The organism is Pedococcus sp. P2_E5, assembly GCF_056403895.1.
The window spans coordinates 1-19,016 of record NZ_JBFUEP010000001.1 but is presented as its reverse complement, the minus strand read 5'-3'; the positions used below and the strand labels follow the sequence as shown (position 1 = coordinate 19,016).

20 protein-coding genes and 1 riboswitch are annotated in these 19,016 nt (G+C 70.1%); of the genes, 12 read left to right on the top strand and 8 right to left on the bottom strand.

The window, feature by feature from the left end:
- Window positions 1–7: 7 nt before the first annotated feature.
- Complete coding sequence (locus AC1DVZ_RS00100) at window positions 8–1,246, bottom strand: toxic anion resistance protein (RefSeq protein WP_477616145.1); 1,239 nt, start codon at window positions 1,244–1,246, stop codon at window positions 8–10.
- A gap of 220 nt (window positions 1,247–1,466) precedes the next feature.
- Between AC1DVZ_RS00100 and AC1DVZ_RS00095 the strand changes: the two genes are divergently transcribed.
- On the top strand, window positions 1,467–2,381 hold the full coding sequence (locus AC1DVZ_RS00095) for an SGNH/GDSL hydrolase family protein (RefSeq protein ID WP_477616144.1): 915 nt from the start codon (window positions 1,467–1,469) through the stop codon (window positions 2,379–2,381).
- Window positions 2,382–2,455: 74 nt separating this feature from the next.
- Here the strand turns inward: AC1DVZ_RS00095 and AC1DVZ_RS00090 are convergent, their stop codons facing one another.
- Window positions 2,456–2,845 (bottom strand): hypothetical protein, encoded by a 390-nt coding sequence (locus tag AC1DVZ_RS00090; protein WP_477616143.1) that lies wholly within the window; start codon window positions 2,843–2,845, stop codon window positions 2,456–2,458.
- A 151-nt stretch (window positions 2,846–2,996) separates the two neighbouring features.
- Between AC1DVZ_RS00090 and AC1DVZ_RS00085 the strand changes: the two genes are divergently transcribed.
- Window positions 2,997–3,284 carry a DUF1905 domain-containing protein gene (locus AC1DVZ_RS00085; RefSeq protein WP_477616142.1) on the top strand — a complete coding sequence of 96 codons (288 nt, stop codon included), beginning with the start codon at window positions 2,997–2,999 and terminating at the stop codon, window positions 3,282–3,284.
- A gap of 184 nt (window positions 3,285–3,468) precedes the next feature.
- Window positions 3,469–4,758 carry a D-alanyl-D-alanine carboxypeptidase/D-alanyl-D-alanine-endopeptidase gene (locus AC1DVZ_RS00080; RefSeq protein WP_477616141.1) on the top strand — a complete coding sequence of 430 codons (1,290 nt, stop codon included), beginning with the start codon at window positions 3,469–3,471 and terminating at the stop codon, window positions 4,756–4,758.
- 46 nt (window positions 4,759–4,804) lie between these two features.
- Here the strand turns inward: AC1DVZ_RS00080 and AC1DVZ_RS00075 are convergent, their stop codons facing one another.
- Complete coding sequence (locus AC1DVZ_RS00075; RefSeq protein WP_477616140.1) at window positions 4,805–5,014, bottom strand: hypothetical protein; 210 nt, start codon at window positions 5,012–5,014, stop codon at window positions 4,805–4,807.
- Window positions 5,015–5,136: 122 nt separating this feature from the next.
- Here AC1DVZ_RS00075 and AC1DVZ_RS00070 point away from each other — a divergent pair, with 122 nt between their 5' ends.
- From AC1DVZ_RS00070 to AC1DVZ_RS00050, 5 genes are all read left to right on the top strand, one after another.
- Entirely contained in the window at window positions 5,137–5,556 is a 420-nt protein-coding gene (locus tag AC1DVZ_RS00070; protein ID WP_477616139.1) for a MarR family winged helix-turn-helix transcriptional regulator, read from the top strand.
- Between the two features lie 140 nt (window positions 5,557–5,696).
- The gene (locus tag AC1DVZ_RS00065; protein WP_477616138.1) at window positions 5,697–7,037 is read left to right on the top strand and encodes an HNH endonuclease signature motif containing protein; all 1,341 of its coding nucleotides are present in this window, start codon (window positions 5,697–5,699) and stop codon (window positions 7,035–7,037) included.
- A gap of 46 nt (window positions 7,038–7,083) precedes the next feature.
- Window positions 7,084–8,796 carry a glycoside hydrolase family 13 protein gene (locus AC1DVZ_RS00060; protein ID WP_477616137.1) on the top strand — a complete coding sequence of 571 codons (1,713 nt, stop codon included), beginning with the start codon at window positions 7,084–7,086 and terminating at the stop codon, window positions 8,794–8,796.
- A 67-nt stretch (window positions 8,797–8,863) separates the two neighbouring features.
- On the top strand, window positions 8,864–9,793 hold the full coding sequence (locus tag AC1DVZ_RS00055; protein WP_477616136.1) for a nuclease-related domain-containing protein: 930 nt from the start codon (window positions 8,864–8,866) through the stop codon (window positions 9,791–9,793).
- An 84-nt stretch (window positions 9,794–9,877) separates the two neighbouring features.
- Complete coding sequence (locus AC1DVZ_RS00050; protein ID WP_477616135.1) at window positions 9,878–10,330, top strand: PLD nuclease N-terminal domain-containing protein; 453 nt, start codon at window positions 9,878–9,880, stop codon at window positions 10,328–10,330.
- 10 nt (window positions 10,331–10,340) lie between these two features.
- Here AC1DVZ_RS00050 and AC1DVZ_RS00045 read toward each other — a convergent pair whose 3' ends face one another.
- Complete coding sequence (locus tag AC1DVZ_RS00045) at window positions 10,341–11,183, bottom strand: DUF1028 domain-containing protein (RefSeq protein WP_477616134.1); 843 nt, start codon at window positions 11,181–11,183, stop codon at window positions 10,341–10,343.
- Window positions 11,184–11,263: 80 nt separating this feature from the next.
- On the opposite strand from AC1DVZ_RS00045, the gene AC1DVZ_RS00040 reads away from it, so the two are divergent.
- Together AC1DVZ_RS00040 and AC1DVZ_RS00035 are read left to right on the top strand one after the other, a co-directional pair.
- Entirely contained in the window at window positions 11,264–12,376 is a 1,113-nt protein-coding gene (locus tag AC1DVZ_RS00040; protein WP_477616133.1) for a calcium:cation antiporter, read from the top strand.
- 83 nt (window positions 12,377–12,459) lie between these two features.
- A complete protein-coding gene (locus tag AC1DVZ_RS00035) occupies window positions 12,460–12,999 on the top strand; it encodes an O-acetyl-ADP-ribose deacetylase (RefSeq protein ID WP_477616132.1) in 540 nt (179 codons plus the stop codon).
- A gap of 18 nt (window positions 13,000–13,017) precedes the next feature.
- Here AC1DVZ_RS00035 and AC1DVZ_RS00030 read toward each other — a convergent pair whose 3' ends face one another.
- The 4 genes from AC1DVZ_RS00030 to AC1DVZ_RS00015 all read right to left on the bottom strand — a co-directional run bounded on the left by AC1DVZ_RS00030 (window position 13,018) and on the right by AC1DVZ_RS00015 (window position 17,279).
- The gene (locus tag AC1DVZ_RS00030; protein ID WP_477616131.1) at window positions 13,018–13,728 is read right to left on the bottom strand and encodes a DsbA family oxidoreductase; all 711 of its coding nucleotides are present in this window, start codon (window positions 13,726–13,728) and stop codon (window positions 13,018–13,020) included.
- A gap of 158 nt (window positions 13,729–13,886) precedes the next feature.
- Window positions 13,887–14,564 carry a C40 family peptidase gene (locus AC1DVZ_RS00025; protein WP_477616130.1) on the bottom strand — a complete coding sequence of 226 codons (678 nt, stop codon included), beginning with the start codon at window positions 14,562–14,564 and terminating at the stop codon, window positions 13,887–13,889.
- Between the two features lie 62 nt (window positions 14,565–14,626).
- A riboswitch (cyclic di-AMP (ydaO/yuaA leader) is annotated at window positions 14,627–14,829 on the bottom strand.
- Window positions 14,830–15,120: 291 nt separating this feature from the next.
- Window positions 15,121–15,819 carry an iron-dependent transcriptional repressor DtxR gene (locus AC1DVZ_RS00020; protein WP_477615786.1) on the bottom strand — a complete coding sequence of 233 codons (699 nt, stop codon included), beginning with the start codon at window positions 15,817–15,819 and terminating at the stop codon, window positions 15,121–15,123.
- Between the two features lie 107 nt (window positions 15,820–15,926).
- Window positions 15,927–17,279, bottom strand: coding sequence for an MFS transporter (locus AC1DVZ_RS00015; RefSeq protein WP_477616129.1), 1,353 nt, complete (start codon window positions 17,277–17,279; stop codon window positions 15,927–15,929).
- A gap of 76 nt (window positions 17,280–17,355) precedes the next feature.
- Between AC1DVZ_RS00015 and AC1DVZ_RS00010 the strand changes: the two genes are divergently transcribed.
- A complete protein-coding gene (locus AC1DVZ_RS00010) occupies window positions 17,356–18,090 on the top strand; it encodes a hypothetical protein (RefSeq protein ID WP_477616128.1) in 735 nt (244 codons plus the stop codon).
- Window positions 18,087–18,827, top strand: a complete 741-nt coding sequence (locus AC1DVZ_RS00005) for an SDR family NAD(P)-dependent oxidoreductase (protein ID WP_477616127.1) — start codon at window positions 18,087–18,089, stop codon at window positions 18,825–18,827. The genes AC1DVZ_RS00010 and AC1DVZ_RS00005 overlap by 4 nt, the downstream gene beginning before the upstream one ends.
- The last annotated feature ends 189 nt before the right edge of the window (window positions 18,828–19,016 follow it).

The following is a 19,016-nucleotide window of genomic DNA, read 5'->3' as shown; positions in this document are numbered from 1 at the left end:
CCACCTCTCAGCGTCGTGCACCCACTGAATTGCCCAGGTCCAACGAGCCGTGCGCAACCTGTTGGTCCTGGCGCTCGACCCGGTCGAGGTACGACCGCGACTTCCCGACCTCGGTCTCGAGCGTGCCGATGGTGGCGGCCATGGTGTCCAGGGCCTGCACCTTGAAGGTGTCGATGGCATCCATCGTGGCGTAGATGTTCTGGAACGCCGCCTGCAGCTGGGGCAGGCCGATGGTGGCCGAGGCGGCCTGCTCCTGGATGCGCACGGAGTTGTCGCGCAGCATCTCGCTGGTGCGCTCGATCATGCCGGAGGTCGTGGTGTTGAGGGCCGAGATCTGCTCGAGCACGAGCTTCTGGTTGCTCAGGGCCTGCGCCACGATGACCGCGGTCCGCAGCGCTGACACGGTCGTCGTCGACGCCCGGTCGACGCCCTTGATCAGCTCGATGTTGTTCTTGATGACGACGTCGATGGCCAGGTAGTTCTGGATCGAGACGGCCAGCTGGGTGAGCAGGTCCTGGTGCTTCTGGCGGACGTAGAACAGCACGTCGTCGCGAAGCGCGGTCGCCTTGTCGGGGTCGGTCGCCTCGAGGTCGGCGATGCGAGCGGCGAGGTGGGCGTCGAGCCGCTCGGCGACGTAGACGTACTGGTTGAGCCGGGCCATGGAGTCCCACAGCAGCTGCTTCTCCAGGTTCAGGGCGGCGTTGTCCTTGCCCAGCTCGTCCTGGCCGTCGCGCAGGGAGTGGAGGATGCCGTCCAGATGGCTCTGCGCCGACTGGTACTTGCGGAAGTAGTCGGCGACCTTGTCGCCGAAGGGGACCATGCCGAGCAGCTTGCGGGCGCCCGTCGCCTCCTTCGGGTCGAGGTCCTCGATCGTCCGGCGCAGCTCGAGCAGGGTCGCGCCGACCGTGGAGCCCTCGGCGAGACCGCCCTCCTGGAGCGCCTTCACGGGGGCCTTGAGCAGGCGGTTCGAGGTCTCGGCAGCCTGGCGGATGTCGCCGTCGCCCATCGTTCGCACATCGGCCGACTTGGCGGCGAACCCCGGTGACCTGGGGGCCTCGGACAGCAGTGCCTCGAGGTAGGCGTCGACCTTGGCGTCCAGGGCCGGCAGGGCGGCGGCGTCGACAGCCGGCGCCATCCTGGGGGCGGCTGTGGCCTGGACCGGAGCCGGCGCAGTGGGCGCGGTCAGCGTCAGGGTCGCCCCCTGCGCAGTCGGGGGCTGGAGCGGTCCTGGCTGTGTGTCGGTCATGACGGTTCGTCTCCTCCGCAGTGCCGATGGCCCGGCTCGCTGTCCTTGTTGACGAACGGCCAATGTACGCGGTTCCCGCGGCGCTGTTCGGGGAATGGGTGCCCATGCCTCCATGGTGCTCACGCCCATTCGCGCCGTCTGTGCCGGACGTGACACAAGGACGGCCCCGTCCACCCAGCTGCCAGTGACAGGACGCTTCCGCAGGAGAACACTCGTGGTCATGGACCGACGGTGGCGCGTCGTGGCGGGGGCCGTCGCGCTGCTCGCCGCCGTGGTGGCCTGCGGGGGCGATGCGAAATCGCCGTCGACCGCCACCTCACCCATCGGCCATTCCACCGCTTCCTCCGCGCCTCCTGCCACTGCCACCGCCACTGCCACTGGACGCCCCGACCACCCCATTGGAGTCATGGCGATCGGGCACTCCGGGCTGACCGGTTTCCAGTCGGACCCCAAGAGTCCCGCGACGAACACTGCGGCGAACTCCTGGGCCACCGGATCCAACCCGGCAGTTCGCAGCGTCTATCAGCGCCTGCTCGAAGCCAGACCCGAGACGAGCATCAACGTGGTCAACTCAGCCCGGAATGCGGTCACGGCCGAGAGGCTCGTCGACCAGGCGACTGCGGGCCTCGCGCGGCTGCCCTACCCGGCCCTCGTGCTCGTGCAGATCGTGGGCACTGACCTGCGTTGCGACGGTACCGATCCAGAGCACTACCCCGAATTCCGCGCGTCCGTAAGGCAGGCCGTGCAGATGATCGTCGAGGCCTCGCCCGAGACCAGCGTCCTGCTGATCGGCGACCCCGGCCGGCCGGCAGGCTATGCGGCAGCCATCATGGCCCTGCCGAACACGCCCCCGGACGTCATCGGAACGAGGCCCTGCAAGCTCTTCTCGGCGAACCGCACCGTCAACCACGCTGAGGTCGCGCGCGTGACGGGCCTGCTCGCGGCATACGAGGCCCAGCTGGCCAAGGCGTGCCAGGGCATCCGCCAGTGCCACACCGACGGCGGCGCGGCCGCGCGGATGGCGATGCAGGTCGAGGACTACGGCGAGGACCTTCGTCATCCCTCGATCGCAGGCCATGCGAACCTCGCGGCCGCCGAATGGCCGGTGGTCGCCTCGGTCCTCCACCTGGGGTGAATCTGCGATGACTCCTTACTGGACAAGAAGATCGCGCACCGCTGGGTCCAGAACGCAACGAGCCCGGCTGAGCCTCAGCTGCTCCCCTGTCGACGTCGCCGGACGACCATGCCGACCAGACCAGCCACCGCCAGCACGAGTCCGAGCTGGACGACGTAGAAGACCAAGGCCACACCCGGGCCGGACGGGTCTCCGCGGTAGGTCAGCTTGAGGCTGATCTCCCCCAGGACCGTCAACACCACGGCCCCCACCACTACCGAGCCCAGCAGCACCAACCACTCACCGAGGCGACCCAGCAGGAACCCCCACGCGAGCGTGGCCACACCCGCGCCGATGGCCACCAGGATCCCGAGGGCATCCGAGGTGGGGTACCCGACCTGGTCCCAGACCATGCCCAGCGTCGGCGGGGCACAGAGGCACACGAGCCACGCCAACCCCCACGCCCAGAATCCTGATCGCCTCATGACGGGGACCTCCGTCGTCGGGTAGCCGCCCCACAGCGCGGTGCCGCCGGTCCGTGGGCATTGGCCCCGATCGTCCACCTCGCGCGCCGCGACGGCAACGCGAGCTCCGGGACGAGACTCCCAGCGGCCCCACGCTCCTATCCTGTGCCGCATGGAGATGGAGTTCAGCGGTGAGATCTGGTTCTGGAAGGGTCCTTCGCCGTTCCACTTCGTCACCGTGCCCGAGGAGCTCTGTGATGCGCTCGACGCGACGGCCGGGTTGGTGAGCTACGGCTGGGGGATGATCCCGGTCCAGGTCCGGATCGGCGACACCGGTTGGAAGACCTCGCTCTGGCCCAAGGACGGCCGCTACATCGTGCCGCTCAAGGACACCGTGCGCCGGGCCGAGGGGCTCGAGCTCGGCACGACCACGACGGTCCGGCTGGTCGTCGACGTCTGACGGCGCGGGCGCCGGGCCACGCGGCATACAGGCACATCCAACTCAGGTGAACGGGCAGAAACGCTGTGAATATCGGTTGAAAGCCCCCACTGGGCTGCGGGCGGGCGTACCTTCGCCCCATCCCCCGCAGCCCCACCTGCCCCAACCGTCGCCGGCCGAGGCAGACCAGTTCCTTAGGACCGGCATGACCTCACGCCCCCGCTCCGTGACCTTCCGCCGACTCACGATCGCCGCGCTGGCCAGTGCGCTCGGCGCCGCGCCCGTCCTGGCGACGACCGGCAGTGCCGACGCCGCCGTGCCGACCGCCACCACCACGTACGTCACGACCGCGGCGGACACCCGGATCGCGACGAAGCTGCAGGCCCGGGTCACGACCACGCGCTTCGGCACGTCGTTCACCGGTGCCGTCATCGACGCCGCGAGCGGCAAGGTCGTGTGGAGCAAGAACGGCGGCACCGGCTACATGCCCGCCTCCACGACCAAGTGGGTGACGGCCACTGACGCGCTGCGGGTCTTCGGCGCGTCGTACCGGTTCACGACGAGGGTCAAGCGCGGCTCGCAGGCGGACCAGGTCATCCTCATCGGCTCGGGCGACCCCGCCTTCTCGTCGGCTCAGCTCACGGCCCTCGCGAAGACCACGGCGGCCGCCATGAAGGCGCGTGGACAGCTGCGCGTCCGGCTGTATGCCGACGACACCCTCTTCGCGGCGCCCACCCTGGCGACGGGGTGGCGTTCGACGTACATCCCGGCCGACACCACGTGGCTGCGGGCCCTGGTCGTCGACGGGCGGCAGGTCTCCGACACCAGCATCGACGCGGCCAACCTGTTCGCGGCCAAGCTCAAGACCTACGGCCTCACGGTCACCCGGATCGGCCGTGGCACCGCGACGTCGACCAACCCGGTGCTGGCCACCTCGGCCGGGCAGACCGTCAGCCAGATCGTGTCGCGGATGATGCTCGAGTCCGACAACGAGCACGCCGAGGCGCTGCACCGCCTGGTCGGCATCAAGCTGGGCTACGGCAAGACGTGGACCGCGGCGAGGTCGGCGCAGACGGCCCGGCTTCGGAGCGAGGGCCTGTCCGCCAACGCGCTCTATGACGGGTCGGGACTGTCGCGCAGCGACCGCCTCACCGGGTTGCAGCTCGCACGACTCGTGACCAACGTGTTCGAACCCGCCAACGCGACCCCCTTCGCCCTCCTGCGCAGCAACGCCGGCCTGCCGGTCTCTGGTCAGACGGGCACCCTGCGGGCGTCCTGGGGACGGTTCACCGCGTCGACCTCGAAGTGCGCCGTCGGCAAGGTCCACGCCAAGACCGGCACCCTGAGCGACGCGGTCGCGCTGAGCGGCTGGACCGTCGGCACGGACGGGCGAGTCAAGGCCTTTGCCTTCGTCGTCAACGGAAAGCCCACGTCGACGACGGTCCTGCGCCAGAACATCGACATGCTCGCGGCGACCGTCACCGGCTGCTACTGAGCGGTTGGACCCGGCTGCTGCGGGCCGACTGGTCAGGCCTGACTGGTCAAGCCTGGCTGGTCCCGCCGGGCTCCCGCTGCTCGCGAGCCCGACGGGCCGCGGCGACCTTGGCGGCCCGCTTGCGCTCGAGCCGGCGGTGCGGGTCCTCGGCCTCGCCCAGCTGCGCCGGCCCGTACAGGTGCATGCCGAGCACCTTGACGCGGTAGGCGATCCGATAGCCCAGCGACAGTCCCTCGCGGTCAGCCTTGCGACTCATTGCTCACTCCCCATTGCCTCGGTGCACCTGCCCCGTACGGGCTCGGCCTGGTCTCGGACATTTGTTAGTGCCCTAACTACCTGTGCACTAACGATAGCCCCCGATCCCCTAGACTCGAAATCGTGACCACCCGCGCAGCCCCCTCGACCACCACACCGGTCGACCTGCTCAAGCTCGACCGGCAGGTCTGCTTCGCCCTGGCGGTCGCGTCGCGCAACGTGATCGCGCTCTACCGGCCACTGCTCGAGCCCATGGGCCTGACCCATCCGCAGTACCTCGTCATGCTGGCCCTCTGGGAGGACTCACCGCTGCGCGTCAGCGACCTCGCGCACCGCCTCAGCCTGGAGCCGGCGACGCTCTCGCCACTGCTCAAACGCCTCGAAGCCAGCGGCATGGTCAGCCGCGACCGCGACCCCCTCGACGACCGCGCCCTGGCGGTCTCCCTCACCAGGAAGGGCGCGGCCGCCCGCAAGCGGGCCGAACGCATCCCGCCGGCGATCATCGACCGCCTCGGCATGAGCCTCACCGCCCGATCAGGATGACCGCGAAGATCGGCACGTTCATGAGTCCCCTTGTGCCCGGATGACTCGATCGTCCGGCACGCTGGGTCTGGGTCGATGGCCCACAGATTTCCAGCCATTCCTGTGTTGACACTCGAACATCTGTTCGAATACAGTCAGGTATGGCCATCGCACCGCTCCATCCTTCGCCACCGTTGCCGGTGGCCGATGGGGTGCGTCAGGTGCACTCGGTCCTCGACCAGTGCGAGGGCGTCGAGGAGCTGTCAGGGCAGGAGGCGTCTGGCCTGATCGACGAGGTCGCGAGGGCCGTGACCCGGTTGGAGGCCATGAAGCTGTCCCTCGTGGCAGTCGTGGACAAGGCAGACGTGGCCGCGGACGCGGGGATGACGGGCACGGCCGCCTGGCTGGCGGCGCGGTCTCGCCGCGACGGCGCGTCGGCCGCCAAGGACGTGCGGCTGGCGACCGCCCTCGACGAGGGGCTACCGGCGACCAGAGAGGCCCTGAGCGAGGGGGCCCTGTCGACCGAGCACGCGCACGTGATCGCCCGCACCACTGAGCAGTTGCCGGCGGGACTGGACGTCACCGAACGGGCCGCGATCGAGCAGTCCCTCGTCGCCGTGGCGAAACGCGTCGACCCGGCCGCGCTGCGCAAGAGGGCCCGCAGGGCTCTCGAGGCAGCGAAGCGGGAACAGGCCGAGGTCGACGCCCACGAGGACGAGCTCCTGCGCGCCGAGGAGGACCGTGCGCTGGCCGCGACCAGGCTGACGATGCACGACAACCAGGACGGCACCGTGACGGGGCACTTCACGGTGCCGACCCTGGCCGGCCAGATCCTGAAGAAGGTGGTCCAGCAGATCGCCTCACCGCGCCGGTTCGCCCAGCGAGCCGCGAAGGACGCGAAGGCCCAGGCGGCTTCGGGGGGCACCGAGCTGACCGCCGCCGAGACCGCCGAGGCGACGTGGGCTGCGTTCCGGGCCGAGGAGCTGGACTGGTCGCAGAAGTACGGCCGAGCGTTCGTCGAGCTGCTGGAGCACCTGCCCACCGACCACCTGTCCGGCAAGGTCAACGCGACCATCCTGGTCACCCTCGACCACGACAAGCTCAAGGCCGCGGTGGGAGCAGCCCACCTCGATACCGGCCACGACGTCTCCGCGTCCGAGGCGCGGCGACTGGCCTGCGGGGCGGGGATCGTCCCGGCGGTCCTCGACGGCGAGTCCCAGGTCCTCGACCTCGGCCGGTCCCAGCGCTACTTCACGGAGGCGCAACGCGTCGCGCTCGCGCTGACCTACGACACCTGCGCCGCTGACCACTGCGATCGGCCCTACGCCTGGACCGAACACCACCATGAGGATCCGTGGGCGACGGGCGGACGGACCGATCTCGACCTGGCAGTCCCCCTCTGCGGCTACCACCACAAACGGATCCACGACCCCGGCTACCACCACCGCGTCTTCCGTGAGGGCACCGGTCGCAAACGGGTCACCTTCGTGAAGCGGACATAGACGACCCTGCACTTGCTGAGGGGTGCCCCGGTCGAAAGACTCAGCCATGACCGATGACCAGTGGTTCCGCGAAGCCGTCGTGTACCAGATCTATCCCCGCAGCTTCCAGGACTCCAACGGTGACGGCATCGGTGACGTCCCAGGGATCATCAGTCGGCTCGACTACCTCGAACAGCTCGGCGTCGACGTCGTGTGGCTGTCGCCGATCTACACGAGCCCTCAGGACGACAACGGCTACGACATCGCCGACTACCAGGATATCGACCCGACGTTTGGGACCCTCGCGGACGTGGACTCGCTGATCGAGCAGGCGCACTCGCGCGGCATACGCCTCGTCATGGACCTCGTCGTGAACCACACGTCCGACGAGCACCCGTGGTTCGTGGAATCCCGCTCCAGCAAAGACAACCCGAAGCGCGACTGGTACTGGTGGCGGCCAGGTGGTGACGGGGACGCGGCTGCGGGCGAGGTGGGCGCGGAGCCCAACAACTGGGAGTCGTTCTTCAGCGGACCCGCCTGGGAGCTCGACGAGGCGTCGGGCGAGTACTACCTGCACTTGTTCAGCCGCAAGCAGCCCGACCTCAACTGGGAGAACCCGGAGGTCCGCGAGGCGGTCTACGCGATGATGCGCTGGTGGCTCGATCGGGGCATCGACGGCTTCCGCATGGATGTCATCAACATGATCTCGAAGGTGACCTCGCTGCCCGATGGGAAGCCGCTCCCTGGCGACTCGGCGCTCGGCGACGGGACACCCCACTTCCTCAACGGTCCCCGGATCCACGAGTTCCTCCAGGAGATGCACGCGTCGGTCTTCGAGGGACGGGCCGAGAAGCTGCTCACCGTCGGCGAGATGCCCGGGGTCACGGTCGAGGACGCGATCCTCTACACCGACCCGTCCCGGCGCGAGGTGGACATGGTGTTCCAGTTCGAGCACGTCGGCCTCGACATCGGGGCCCACAAGTGGGACCGCAGCCGGGTCGACCTGCGTGACCTCAAGACCTCGCTGGGTCGGTGGCAGGAAGGCCTCGCGGAGGTCGGCTGGAACTCGCTCTACTGGAACAACCACGACCAGCCGCGCGCGGTGTCGCGGTTCGGCTCCGACGCGGCCGAGCACCGCGTCGCGTCGGCCAAGCTGCTCGGGACGGTGCTGCACCTGCACCGCGGGACGCCGTACGTCTACCAGGGCGAGGAACTCGGCATGACCAACGTGCCGTTCGCGACGGCCGACGACTTCCTGGACATCGAGTCGGTCAACTACTACCGGTTGGCGGCTGGAGCCGGTGGCGACGTCGAGGAGATCCTCGTCAACCTGCGACTCGGAAGCCGCGACAATGCCCGCTCCCCCATGCAGTGGGACGATGGCGCCCATGCGGGGTTCACGACCGGAAAGCCATGGGCCGCAACGAATCCCAACTACACCGAGATCAACGCAGCCGCCGCGGTGGCCGACCAGGACTCCGTCTTCCACCACTACCGGCGCCTCATCGAGCTGCGCCACTCCGAGCCGGCCATCGCGCACGGCGACTTCACGATGATCGCGCCCGACCACAAGACGCTCTACGCCTTCACCCGTTCCCACGCGGGCACGGACCTGCTGGTCCTGGCCAACTTCTCCGGCGACGACCTCGACCTGTCCGGCGCAGTCACCGATCTCGACCGATGGTCCGGGGCGGACCTGCTGCTCGGCAACCTGGGCGATCCCGCGTCGCCCACCGCCCCCCTCCGCCCGTGGGAAGCCCGCCTCCTCAAACTTTCGTAGCTCTGTGCCCGAATCGCCTTCCACTGGAACGGCGCCCGCCCTATCGTCGCCCCCAGAAAGAGGGGGCATGGTGAGCGAACGTCCGGACCAGAAGCGCATGCGACTGCGGTATGCCGGCGCGTGCCGCCTGTGCGCCGTGGAGGTCGCGCAGGGAGTGACCGCCGTGTACGAACGACAAACCCGTTCTGTGCTGTGCCTTGGGTGTGCCGATCTGGGACCGCTCGAGGAGGGCACCACAAGTCCGTCCCTGGCGAGCGATGCGAGTCCGGCGCTGGACATGATCGGCGCGGCCCGCGTGTTCGAAACTGTCGCGACGCTTCCCCCGGAAGCCGAGATCAGTTACACGCAAGGGGCGGCGGGTCTCTCGGCTCGTCGCGAGCATGACCGTCGTCATGCGAAGCGAGAAGATCGGATCCGCGCTGCCCACCCGAAGCTCGGTGGCCTGATCCTCGCACTCAGCGACGACCCGCAGTCGACCAACGCGTGGGCCCGAGGCGCAGTCGGTGAGGAACTGCTGGGTGGCCGGTTGGATGCGATGGCCGGACCCCTCGTTCGGGTGATGCACGACCGCCGGATTCCGCGCAGCAAAGCCAACCTCGACCACATCGCGGTTTGTCCCTCGGGTGTCTTCGTGATCGACGCCAAGCGGTATCGAGGACGCCCCACGCTGCGGGTCGAGGGGGGCATCCTGCGGCCGAGGGTCGCGAAGTTGATGGTGGGCCGGCGCGACTGCACCAAGCTCGTTGACGGCGTCCTCAAGCAAGTCGCGCTGGTGGCGGACGCGACGAGCGCCAAACACCCAGAGGTGCCAGTGCTGGGGATGCTCTGCTTCGTTGACGCGGACTGGCCGCTCATCGGCGGCAGCTTCAGCGTGCGCGACGTCTTCGTGGGTTGGCCGAAGAAGGCCGCTGCACGCCTGCAGGAGGATGGGTCGTTTGACGAAGGCGCGATCGCGTCGGTGGCCCGCACGATCGCGGCCGCCTTTCCGCCAGCCTGAGGCGTCCCTCGCTGGCGCGTGGCGTGGCGGCAATTCTGGGCAATCTGCCCATCCGCGTGGGTTCGTTGTGCCACGCTTCTTTGCGTGATTCGAGCAGAACTTGGGTTGGGGATCCTCGGGACGGCGTTGTGGATCTATTGCCTCTTCGACGTGATCATGACCGATGAGTCGCGCATCCGGAACCTGCCCAAGGTGACGTGGATCTTCATCGTGCTCGTGACCTCCGTGGTCGGTGCCGTCGCCTGGCTCGTGGCCGGACGACCGCAGGGACCAGCGCGGAGCTTGCCCTACAAGGGCAACACCGGTGCGGCGTACCCGGAGTACGAGCGACCGGGGCGGTTCGTCGCGACCAACCCGGATGACGACGCCGCGTTCCTGCGGCAGGTGCGGGAGCGCGCCGAGGCGCAGCTGAAGGAAGCCAAGCACCAACGGCTGGAGCGCGAGCGGCTCGAGGCGGAAGACCGCGAGCGTCGGCGCCGCAAGGCGGACGATGGAGGGGCGGGAGACAGCGAGCCCGAGCCGGTCGACCCGGCCTAGCCGTTCAGTCTCAGCGCCCGGTGGATCCGGTCGCGTCGCGCAGGGCTGCCAGCACCTTGGAGTCGATGCCGTCGGGGCTCAGTCGCATCTCGTAGTTGGCTTCGCCGGCCCAGCCGGTCAGGGCCTGCGTCACCTCGCCGTGGAAGCCCAGCAGCGCAAGCCTTCGGCCCACCTCGTCGGCGAGGGCGCCAGTCTCGTCCGACCAGGGCAGCACGACCTCGGGGCCGCCGAAGACGAGGTCGTTCAGCCGCAACAGCCTCGCCAGCTCCTGTGGCGCAGCCGAGTGGTCGTCGACCCGGATGTCGGCGAGCACCCCGCAGTGGTCGTACCCGGCGCCGGGCAGCACGGCATACAGGGCAGCGCCCTGGCGGCCCCGCGAGTCGCCGCCAGCGGCATCGCCGGCCAACAGTGCCTCGACGAGCCGGTCGGTGAGGGAGGCGCCGGCGGATCCGAGCCACGCGCCCTCCATCGCCGCCACCACATCGGGGCCGGTGAGGATGTTGCCCTGGATCGAGTAGCCGCCGGTGCCCTCTCGACCGCTGACACCGCCGGCCCAGTCCATGCACGAGCCACCGGTGTAGGTCGCCTGCGAGTCGAGGCCCACCACCCCGAGCTGGCGGTGGGCACGGTCACCATCAGGGGAGGTGCACGCGACGACAGCCTCGTCGGCGGACGCTCCCCCAGCGAGGGCGTCCAGGGCCAGGGCCCGATACCCCACCCGCGCCATCGCCTGGGTCGCCACGGCTCCGACACCCAGGCGAGCCTGCGGGACGACCGCCCCGACGAAGGGGAACTTGCTCGCGACGGCTACCCCGAAGCCCTCACCCACCTGGCCGACGATCGAGAAGGTCATTCGCCGACCGTAGCGACTGGGACGCGACGATTGGGAGTCTGCGATTGGGAGTCGACGTGGCTCACCTGTGAGAATGGGGCATGGCCGCGAAAACGACCAGGACCAAATCAACGAAGACGTTTCTGACCTGGACCACCCTCGCGCCACTGATAGCCATCCTCGCCCTCGTGCTCACGTGGGGTCGACACCTCGGCACCCTGCCCGTCCTCGTCGTCGCGGTGGCCCTCGCGGCCGCCGTCCTGGCCGCGGTCCACCATGCCGAGGTCGTCGCGCACCGCGTCGGCGAACCTTTCGGATCGCTCGTCCTCGCCGTGGCCGTCACGATCATCGAGGTGGCCCTCATCGTCACGCTGATGGTCAGCGGCGGCAACGACACCCAGTCGCTCGCCCGCGACACCGTCTTCGCGGCGGTCATGATCACCTGCAACGGCATCGTCGGGCTGTCGCTGTTCCTGGGTGCCGTGAAGTACCGGCTCATCTCGTTCAACGCCGAGGGCACCGGCGCGGCCCTGGCCACCGTGACCACGCTGGCGGTCATGACCATGGTGGTGCCGACGTTCACGACGAGCGCGCCCGGGCCGGAGTTCTCCAGCTCGCAGCTGGCCTTCGCGGCGGTGATCTCGCTGGCGCTCTACGGGATGTTCGTGTCGACGCAGACGAGACGCCACCGTGACTTCTTCCTCCCCGTGAGCCACGACGGGACGCCGCTCGAGGACGAGCACGCCGACCCGCCCAGCGACCGCGAGACCCTGCAGAGCGTCGGGCTGCTGCTCGTGTCGCTCGTCGCGGTGGTCGGTCTGGCCAAGGTCGAGTCACCCGCCATCGAGTCGGCTGTGGCGGCGGCAGGCTTCCCGCAGTCGTTCGTCGGCGTCGTCATCGCCCTGCTCGTGCTGCTGCCCGAAACCCTCGCAGCCGCCCGCGCCGCCCGCGGCAACCGGATCCAGACCAGCCTGAACCTCGCGCTCGGCTCGGCCATGGCCAGCATCGGCCTGACCATCCCCGCCATCGCGATCGCGTCCATCTGGCTCGACGGCCCGCTCCTGCTGGGCCTCGGCCCCACCCAGATGGTGCTGCTGGCCCTCACCGTCGTCGTCAGCGTGCTGACCGTGGTGCCTGGTCGCGCGACGCGGCTGCAGGGTGGGGTGCACCTCGTGCTGCTCGCCGCGTTCGTGTTTCTTGCGGTCAATCCCTAGCTTCGCCGTCAACCCCTGGGCCCAGCCACCCCCCTCGCTGTATGCCGCGGCGCGGAGGTGGGCACGCGGCATACCGTGGGTGGATGGTCACCATCGAAGCCGTGCTGGGTGACATCACCACCCAACACGTCGACGCCATCGTGAACGCCGCGAACTCGCAACTGCTCGGTGGGGGTGGGGTGGACGGTGCGATCCACGCCGCGGCGGGGCCGCGGCTGCTCGAAGCCTGTCGGGCGCTCCGCAACACCACCCACCGGGGCGGGCTCGACGTGGGAGACGCCGTGGCGACGACCGCGGGCGACCTTCCCGCGCGATGGGTGATCCACACCGTCGGCCCGAACCGGCACCGCGGGCAGACCGACCCAGCGCTCCTGGCGTCCTGTCTTACCCGCAGCCTCGAGGTGGCCCGTGAGGTCGGTGCCCGCAGCATCGCGTTCCCGGCGGTCAGCGCCGGCGTCTACGGCTGGGACCCGGCCGAGGTGGCCCGGATCGCGGTCGAGGCCGTGCGCGCGAGTCTTGCCGGCGAGCCAGGTGCAGGAGCGGATGAGGGAATCGAGCTCGTGCGGTTCGTGCTGTTCAGCCGAGCGACGCTGGCCACCTTCGAGGCAGCCCTCTCCGACTGAGCGGGTGCAGCCGGCTCGTCAGGCTCCGGCGCTCATCGCCTCGTGGTCGCCGTTGAGAGCGGCTTCGATCAGCTGGCCGATGACCTCGGGCGAGTGGGCGCCGGAGAGGGCCACCCGTCGGTTGGCCATGAAGAACGGCACGCCGGAGACGCCGATGTCGACGGCTGCCTCCTCGTCGGCGCGCACGTGGTCGGCGAACAGGTCACTGGCCAATACCGCCGACACCCGACGTCCGTCGAGCCCAGCCTCGGCGCCGAGGCGCTGCAGGGTCTCGATGTCGTCGATCAGCTTGCCCTCGGAGAAGTGCGCGCTGTAGAAGCGTTCGAGCACCGCAGCCTGCAGAGCCGGGCCGCCCTGGGCCAGGCCGAGCGCGACCAGCCGGTGCGCGTCGAACGAGTTGGCCCGCAGCTGCTTGTCGACGTCGATCTCGACCCCGTCGGGACGGCCGGTCACGGCGGGGCGCTCCGCGATCTCACGAGCGCCCGCCAGGTCGGTGCCGTAGCGCTGCGCCAGCCACGCGAGCACCGTCTCGCCGTCGCCGTGCGTGACGTGGTGGTCGAGCTCGAACGCGTGGTAGGTCACGGTGACCTCGTGCGGGTGGGCACTCTCCGCGATCGCCAGCTCCAGCCGTCGCTTGCCGATGTAGCACCACGGGCAGACCACGTCCGCCCAGACGTCGATCTCCACCGCGTTCGAGCGGTCGTCGTTGGTCTGGTGTGGGTCGTTCATCCATCCATCCTCACACGACCGCGCAAGTCGGGCGTATGCCGCACGGCTGGCCCCGCGGCATACCCCGGACCGGGTGGGGACGGGACGCCGCAGGCCCCCACCCGCCGAAGCGGGAGGGGGCCTGCGGACCGTGGCTCGGCGCTGAGGCCAGCCTCAGGTCAGGGGCGACCGTAGGTGACGTTCGAGGACCAGATGGAACGCAGCGCGACGGCCTGGCCGCTGCGCGGGGAGTCCCACATCTTGCCGTTCCCGGCGTAGATGCCCACGTGGTATGCGGGGCTGCCGAAGAACACGAGGTCACCCGGCTGCGGGTTGGACACGCGGGTGGTGGCTGCGCGCTGCTGCTCGGCGGTGCGCGGCAGGCTGATGCCGACCTTGCCGAAGACGTACTGCGTGAAGCCGGAGCAGTCGAAGCCGGTCGACGGGCTGGTGCCGCCGTAGGAGTACATCAGGCCTTCGTACTGGGCCGCGATGGCGAGCACGCCACCGGCAGCCGGCTTGAGGCTGGTGTAGTCGCGTGCCGTCGAGCGGCTCGCGGTCGCCGAGCTGCTGCGGTCGGCCGTGGCCGCCACGGGAACCACGACGGGCTTGGGCTTGGGCTTGGCGGTCGCCTTGAAGCCGATGACACCGAAGGCGTTGGTCGCCGTCGGGGCTGCGGTCTCGGGCGCCTGCACCGCGACGGGCGCGGTGACGGTGGCGCTCTTGGCAACCGACGTCGGGCTGGCCGAGGCAGCAGAGGCGGGAAGGGCGAACGAGGCGACGAGACCACCGGAAGCGGCGATGACCGCTGAGGTCTTGACTGCCGGCTGCGCGGCGCTGGCCACGATGTCGGACAACTCGGAAACGGGATTGAAGCGGCCCGGCGCGCGGTGGCGGCCAGAACTGTGTGAAGCCACGATGGATGAACCTCCGGCGCCTACGAGGTGAGCTGTCGGGTTCGGGTGGAGGTAGATCACCCGGCCTCCACGGTTGCCACCCGACCTTGCGGGCGCGTACGTGGGGGCTTCACCCCGAGGACCAACTCGAAACGAGCTGGCCCAAAAGTGGGTCCCCCGCTCCTGCCAAGCGGTTTGTACTGAATGACTCGGGCGTGGTGACAGGACTAGGCGTTCCCACATCGAGCCGGTTCACCCAGGGGCGAGTGAACCGGAGCCACCGTACACAAGCCGTCTGGGAATGTCACGTTGAGGTCACGGCAGCCCCAAGAGAGTCCATCGCCACGTCAGGGGCACCTGTGCGTTCGTGCTCAGGAAACGGGCAGGTCAGCAGGGATCGGACACGCCGAGGCGCTCAGATGAGCGGTCGCGGCAAACCCTTCAGACCAGGACACACCGGTCAGACCGGGCCACGCCTGTCACACCAAAGCGCCCCGGTCACACCAACGCCCGCCTGTCACACCAAAGCGCCGAACACGTGCTGCGCCACCTCGTCGGGCAGCGAGACGCCGGTGGACTCGGGCGCGCCCTCGCGGACCGCGACCACGCGGCCGTCGGCGCGGTGCACCCGCACCCGCTCGCCGGGCAGCAGCCGCGCGACGGTGAGCAGGCTCAGCGCCTCGTGGTCGACCTGGACCGGTTCGCCGATCCGGCGCACGAGCACCGTCTCGGGGGAGTCGCCGGCCAGCTCGGTCAGGGTGCGCAGCCCGAAGCGGAAGTCCTCGGTCGGCTCCTCCTCACCCAGCTCGTCGAGGCCCGGGATGGGGTTGCCGTACGGGGAGTCGTGGTGGTCCTTGAGCATCGCCAGGATCTTGCGCTCGACCCGCTCGGACATCACGTGCTCCCAGCGGCAGGCCTCGTCGTGGACGTACTCCCACTCCAGACCGATGACGTCGACCAACAGTCGCTCGGCCAGCCGGTGCTTGCGCATCACCCGCGTGGCGAGCAGCCGGCCGTGGTCGGACAGCTCGAGGTGGCGGTCGCCGGCGAGGCTGAGCAGGCCGTCGCGCTCCATCCTCGCAACGGTCTGGGAGACGGTAGGCCCGGAGTGCCCGAGACGCTCGGCGATGCGAGCGCGCAGGGGCGTGATGCCCTCTTCCTCGAGCTCGAAGATCGTCTTGAGGTACATCTCGGTGGTGTCGATCAGGTCGGTCACAGGCCTAAGCCTCTCACCTGCAGCCGTCAGCGCGTCACGCATCACCGGGCGCGTGCGCCGCGGTGACCCGCCGGTGACCCGCCGCGCACGGCCGGGCGCGTCGCTGGTCAGCGGGACGCGCCGCGGCGCACCGGGTCGTAGCGCGGCACCCAGTAGCCCAGCCAGCCCGTCCCGACCAGCGCCAGCCCACCGAGGGTGACGCAGGCTGCCGCCAGTCCTGCCTGCGCCGTGACGAGGCTGATCAGCGCCGGAGACCCGCTCATGCCCAGGACGGACACGAACCGCCAGCCACCCAGGAACTGCGAGCGCCCCACGTCCGGAGCGCTGTCGGCACCGAGGGTCATCACGATGCCGGATCCCAGGCCGTTGCCCACGGCGGCCACGAGGGCGACCCCTGTGACGGCGAGCGCGCTGTGGGTCAGGGGCAGAGCGATCATCCCGATCCCGAGCAGCACCACGCACGGCACCGCGACCCAGATCCGGCCGAACCGGTCCATGACCGACCCGGCCGGGTAGAACAGCAGCATCTCGACGCCGGCGACGATGCCGAAGATGACGGCCGTGGCGCTGGCGGACAGGCCGACGTGCGCCGCCCAGAGCGGGAGCAGGACGAGTCGGGCCGAGCGTGCGGCACCGATGACCATGACGCCCAGGCCGATGGTCAGGTAGACCCTGCGGTGGTCCCAGAGCACCGCCGCGGTGCCGGTGGAGCCCCGGCCACTGGCGCCCCGGCCACTGGCGCCCCGGCCCCTGGAGCCCCGGCCACGGGAACCCCCGCTGGCGGCCGCCCGGACTCGCGAGTCCTCCTTGGACTGTGCCTCGTGCGCGGCCGTGAGGTCCGGACCCAGCCACACCAGCGCCGCAGCCCCGAGGCCGGCCGCCACGGCGACCGCGAACCCGGCGCGCGGCCCCCACAGGTGGATGATCGGCGCCCCGATGAACGGCCCGACGAACATCCCGATCCGGTTGACCCCGCCGAGGGTCGACAGGGCTCGCGCGCGCATGGAGATCGGTACCGCGTCGATGAGGTAGGCCTGCCGCGCGACGAGGAACACCGACGACGTGAACCCCATCGCGAACACCGTCAGCATGAGCACGCCGAGCGACGGGGCGGTCAGGGCCATGAACGCCGCCACCGCATCGACCGCGCTCGCCCACAGCAGCGCCCGTCGCTCGCCCACGCGGTGGACGAGCGCTCCGGCCGGCACCGCGAAGAAGAGCTCGGCGATGAGGGCCAACCCGGCCGTGAGTGCAGCGATCGCCGGTGTCGCCCCGAGGTCGAGGGCACTGAGTGTGACGATGGGGACGATCGCCCCGCTGCCGATGGCCACGATGATGGTGGGACCGTAGGCCGGCACGGCGACCCCCCGCAGGCTGAAGGGACTCTCGGCGTCGAGCTCGGATCGGGCCTCGGGTCGGGGCTCGGGTCGGGGCTCGGGTCGGGGCGTGGGTGCGGGCATCCCGGTCATTCTGACGCGCCCTGGCCATGGATGCCCCTGACCTCTCACGCCGAGACGCCACGAGTAGGTTCGGGCCATGACCTTCGTCGTGCCCTCACGCTTCTGTGGCCCACCCGAGTCGGGCAACGGAGGGTGGGTCAGTGGGCACGCGGCGGCGCTCCTCGCGCCCGGCCTCGACGAAGCCGTCACCGTCCGGCTCCGCACCCCTCCCCCGCTCGATCGGGAGCTGAGCGTCCAGACCGGTTCGGTGCAGGGCCGCCGCACCCTCGAGGTCCACGACGGCGAGCACCCCGTCCTCGAGGCGACGACCGCGCCGGGACCGGACGCGGGCGGCATACCTGCTGCTGTGTCCTTCGCCGAGGCCACGGCGGCGGGTGAGGGCTATGAAGGCCTGGCCGCCCACCCCTTCCCCACCTGCTTCTCGTGCGGCACCGGCCGCGCCGCCGGCGACGGACTGCGCCTCCAGCCCGCCCGGGTCGCCGGAGGCGATGGTGAGTATGCCGCCGCGTGGCGCCCCCGCGCGGACGTCGACCTCGAGACGGTGTGGGCGGCGCTGGACTGTCCGGGCGGCTGGGCCTCGGGCATCGCAGGCCGACCGATGGTGCTCGGCACGATGACCGCGCACGTGTCAGAGGTGCCGAATCCCGGCGACGAGTGCGTGGTCATGGCGTGGCAGCGCGGTGGCGAGGGACGCAAGTACCTGAGCGGGACGGCCCTGTATGTCGCGGACGGACGCCTCCTCGCGCAGGCCGAGGCCACGTGGATCGCCATCGACCCCACGACCGTTCGACCCGCCGGAGGTGCGGCATGAGCAAGCTCGCAGTGGTGACCGGGGCCAGCAGCGGCATCGGTGCGGCGACGGCCCGGCAGCTGGCGGCGGACGGGTTCGAGGTGGTCTGCGCGGCGCGCCGCGCCGACCGGATCGAGGCACTGGCGGCAGAGATCGGCGGTCGCGCCGTGGTCTGCGACGTGACGTCGGCCGACGACGTGGCGCGGCTGGCTGCGGAGGTCGGCGACCGCCTCGACGTGCTCGTCAACAACGCCGGCGGTGCGCTCGGGCTGGCTCCTGCCGCGGACACCGACGTCGACGACTGGCGTGGCATGTTCGAGTCCAACGTCATCGGCACGCTCCAGGTGACCCAGGCGCTGCTGCCGGCGCTGGTCGCCTCGGGCGCGGGGACGATCGTGAACGTCGGGTCGATCGCCGGACACGTCGCCTACGAGGGCGGTTCGGGCTATGTCGCGGCCAAGCACGCGGTCACGGCCCTGACCCAGACCCTGCGGCTCGAGCTCGTCGACAAGCCGGTCCGGGTCGAGGAGATCGCCCCGGGGATGGTGCGGACCGAGGAGTTCGCCCTGACGCGGTTCGGCGGGGACCAGGCGCGGGCGGACGCGGTCTATGCCGGAGTGTCGGAGCCGCTGGTGGCGCAGGACATCGCCGAGGCGATCGGCTGGATGGTCGGGCGTCCGGCCCACGTGAACATCGACCTGCTCGTCATCAAGCCCCGCGTCCAGGCCGCCCCGCACAAGGTGCACCGGGACGCCTGACGCGCTTCCCGACAGGCGGATCCCTGGTTCCTACGGGCGGATTCATGGGCCTGACCTGCGGCTTCTTGGTTGAGGAATGCAACCAAGAAATTGAGTGTTCAACGAACCATGACCCAGACCCATGACTCCCTGACCGAGCTCGAGGCCCAGTTCGCTGACACCTTGGAGCTGTCCCCCGAGGCTCAGGAC

Bases quoted from the DNA above. Each gene is read 5' to 3' on its own strand.
- AC1DVZ_RS00045 (WP_477616134.1), bottom strand. From the start codon at position 11,183: ATGACCTTCTCGATCGTCGGCCAGGTGGGTGAGGGCTTCGGGGTAGCC.
- AC1DVZ_RS00065 (WP_477616138.1), top strand. From the start codon at position 5,697: ATGGCCATCGCACCGCTCCATCCTTCGCCACCGTTGCCGGTGGCCGAT.
- AC1DVZ_RS00095 (WP_477616144.1), top strand. From the start codon at position 1,467: ATGGACCGACGGTGGCGCGTCGTGGCGGGGGCCGTCGCGCTGCTCGCC.
- AC1DVZ_RS00075 (WP_477616140.1), bottom strand. From the start codon at position 5,014: ATGAGTCGCAAGGCTGACCGCGAGGGACTGTCGCTGGGCTATCGGATC.
- AC1DVZ_RS00085 (WP_477616142.1), top strand. From the start codon at position 2,997: ATGGAGATGGAGTTCAGCGGTGAGATCTGGTTCTGGAAGGGTCCTTCG.
- AC1DVZ_RS00010 (WP_477616128.1), top strand. From the start codon at position 17,356: ATGACCTTCGTCGTGCCCTCACGCTTCTGTGGCCCACCCGAGTCGGGC.
- AC1DVZ_RS00100 (WP_477616145.1), bottom strand. From the start codon at position 1,246: ATGACCGACACACAGCCAGGACCGCTCCAGCCCCCGACTGCGCAGGGG.
- AC1DVZ_RS00060 (WP_477616137.1), top strand. From the start codon at position 7,084: ATGACCGATGACCAGTGGTTCCGCGAAGCCGTCGTGTACCAGATCTAT.
- AC1DVZ_RS00015 (WP_477616129.1), bottom strand. From the start codon at position 17,279: ATGCCCGCACCCACGCCCCGACCCGAGCCCCGACCCGAGCCCCGACCC.
- AC1DVZ_RS00035 (WP_477616132.1), top strand. From the start codon at position 12,460: ATGGTCACCATCGAAGCCGTGCTGGGTGACATCACCACCCAACACGTC.
- AC1DVZ_RS00040 (WP_477616133.1), top strand. From the start codon at position 11,264: ATGGCCGCGAAAACGACCAGGACCAAATCAACGAAGACGTTTCTGACC.
- AC1DVZ_RS00030 (WP_477616131.1), bottom strand. From the start codon at position 13,728: ATGAACGACCCACACCAGACCAACGACGACCGCTCGAACGCGGTGGAG.
- AC1DVZ_RS00055 (WP_477616136.1), top strand. From the start codon at position 8,864: ATGGTGAGCGAACGTCCGGACCAGAAGCGCATGCGACTGCGGTATGCC.
- AC1DVZ_RS00090 (WP_477616143.1), bottom strand. From the start codon at position 2,845: ATGAGGCGATCAGGATTCTGGGCGTGGGGGTTGGCGTGGCTCGTGTGC.
- AC1DVZ_RS00080 (WP_477616141.1), top strand. From the start codon at position 3,469: ATGACCTCACGCCCCCGCTCCGTGACCTTCCGCCGACTCACGATCGCC.
- AC1DVZ_RS00005 (WP_477616127.1), top strand. From the start codon at position 18,087: ATGAGCAAGCTCGCAGTGGTGACCGGGGCCAGCAGCGGCATCGGTGCG.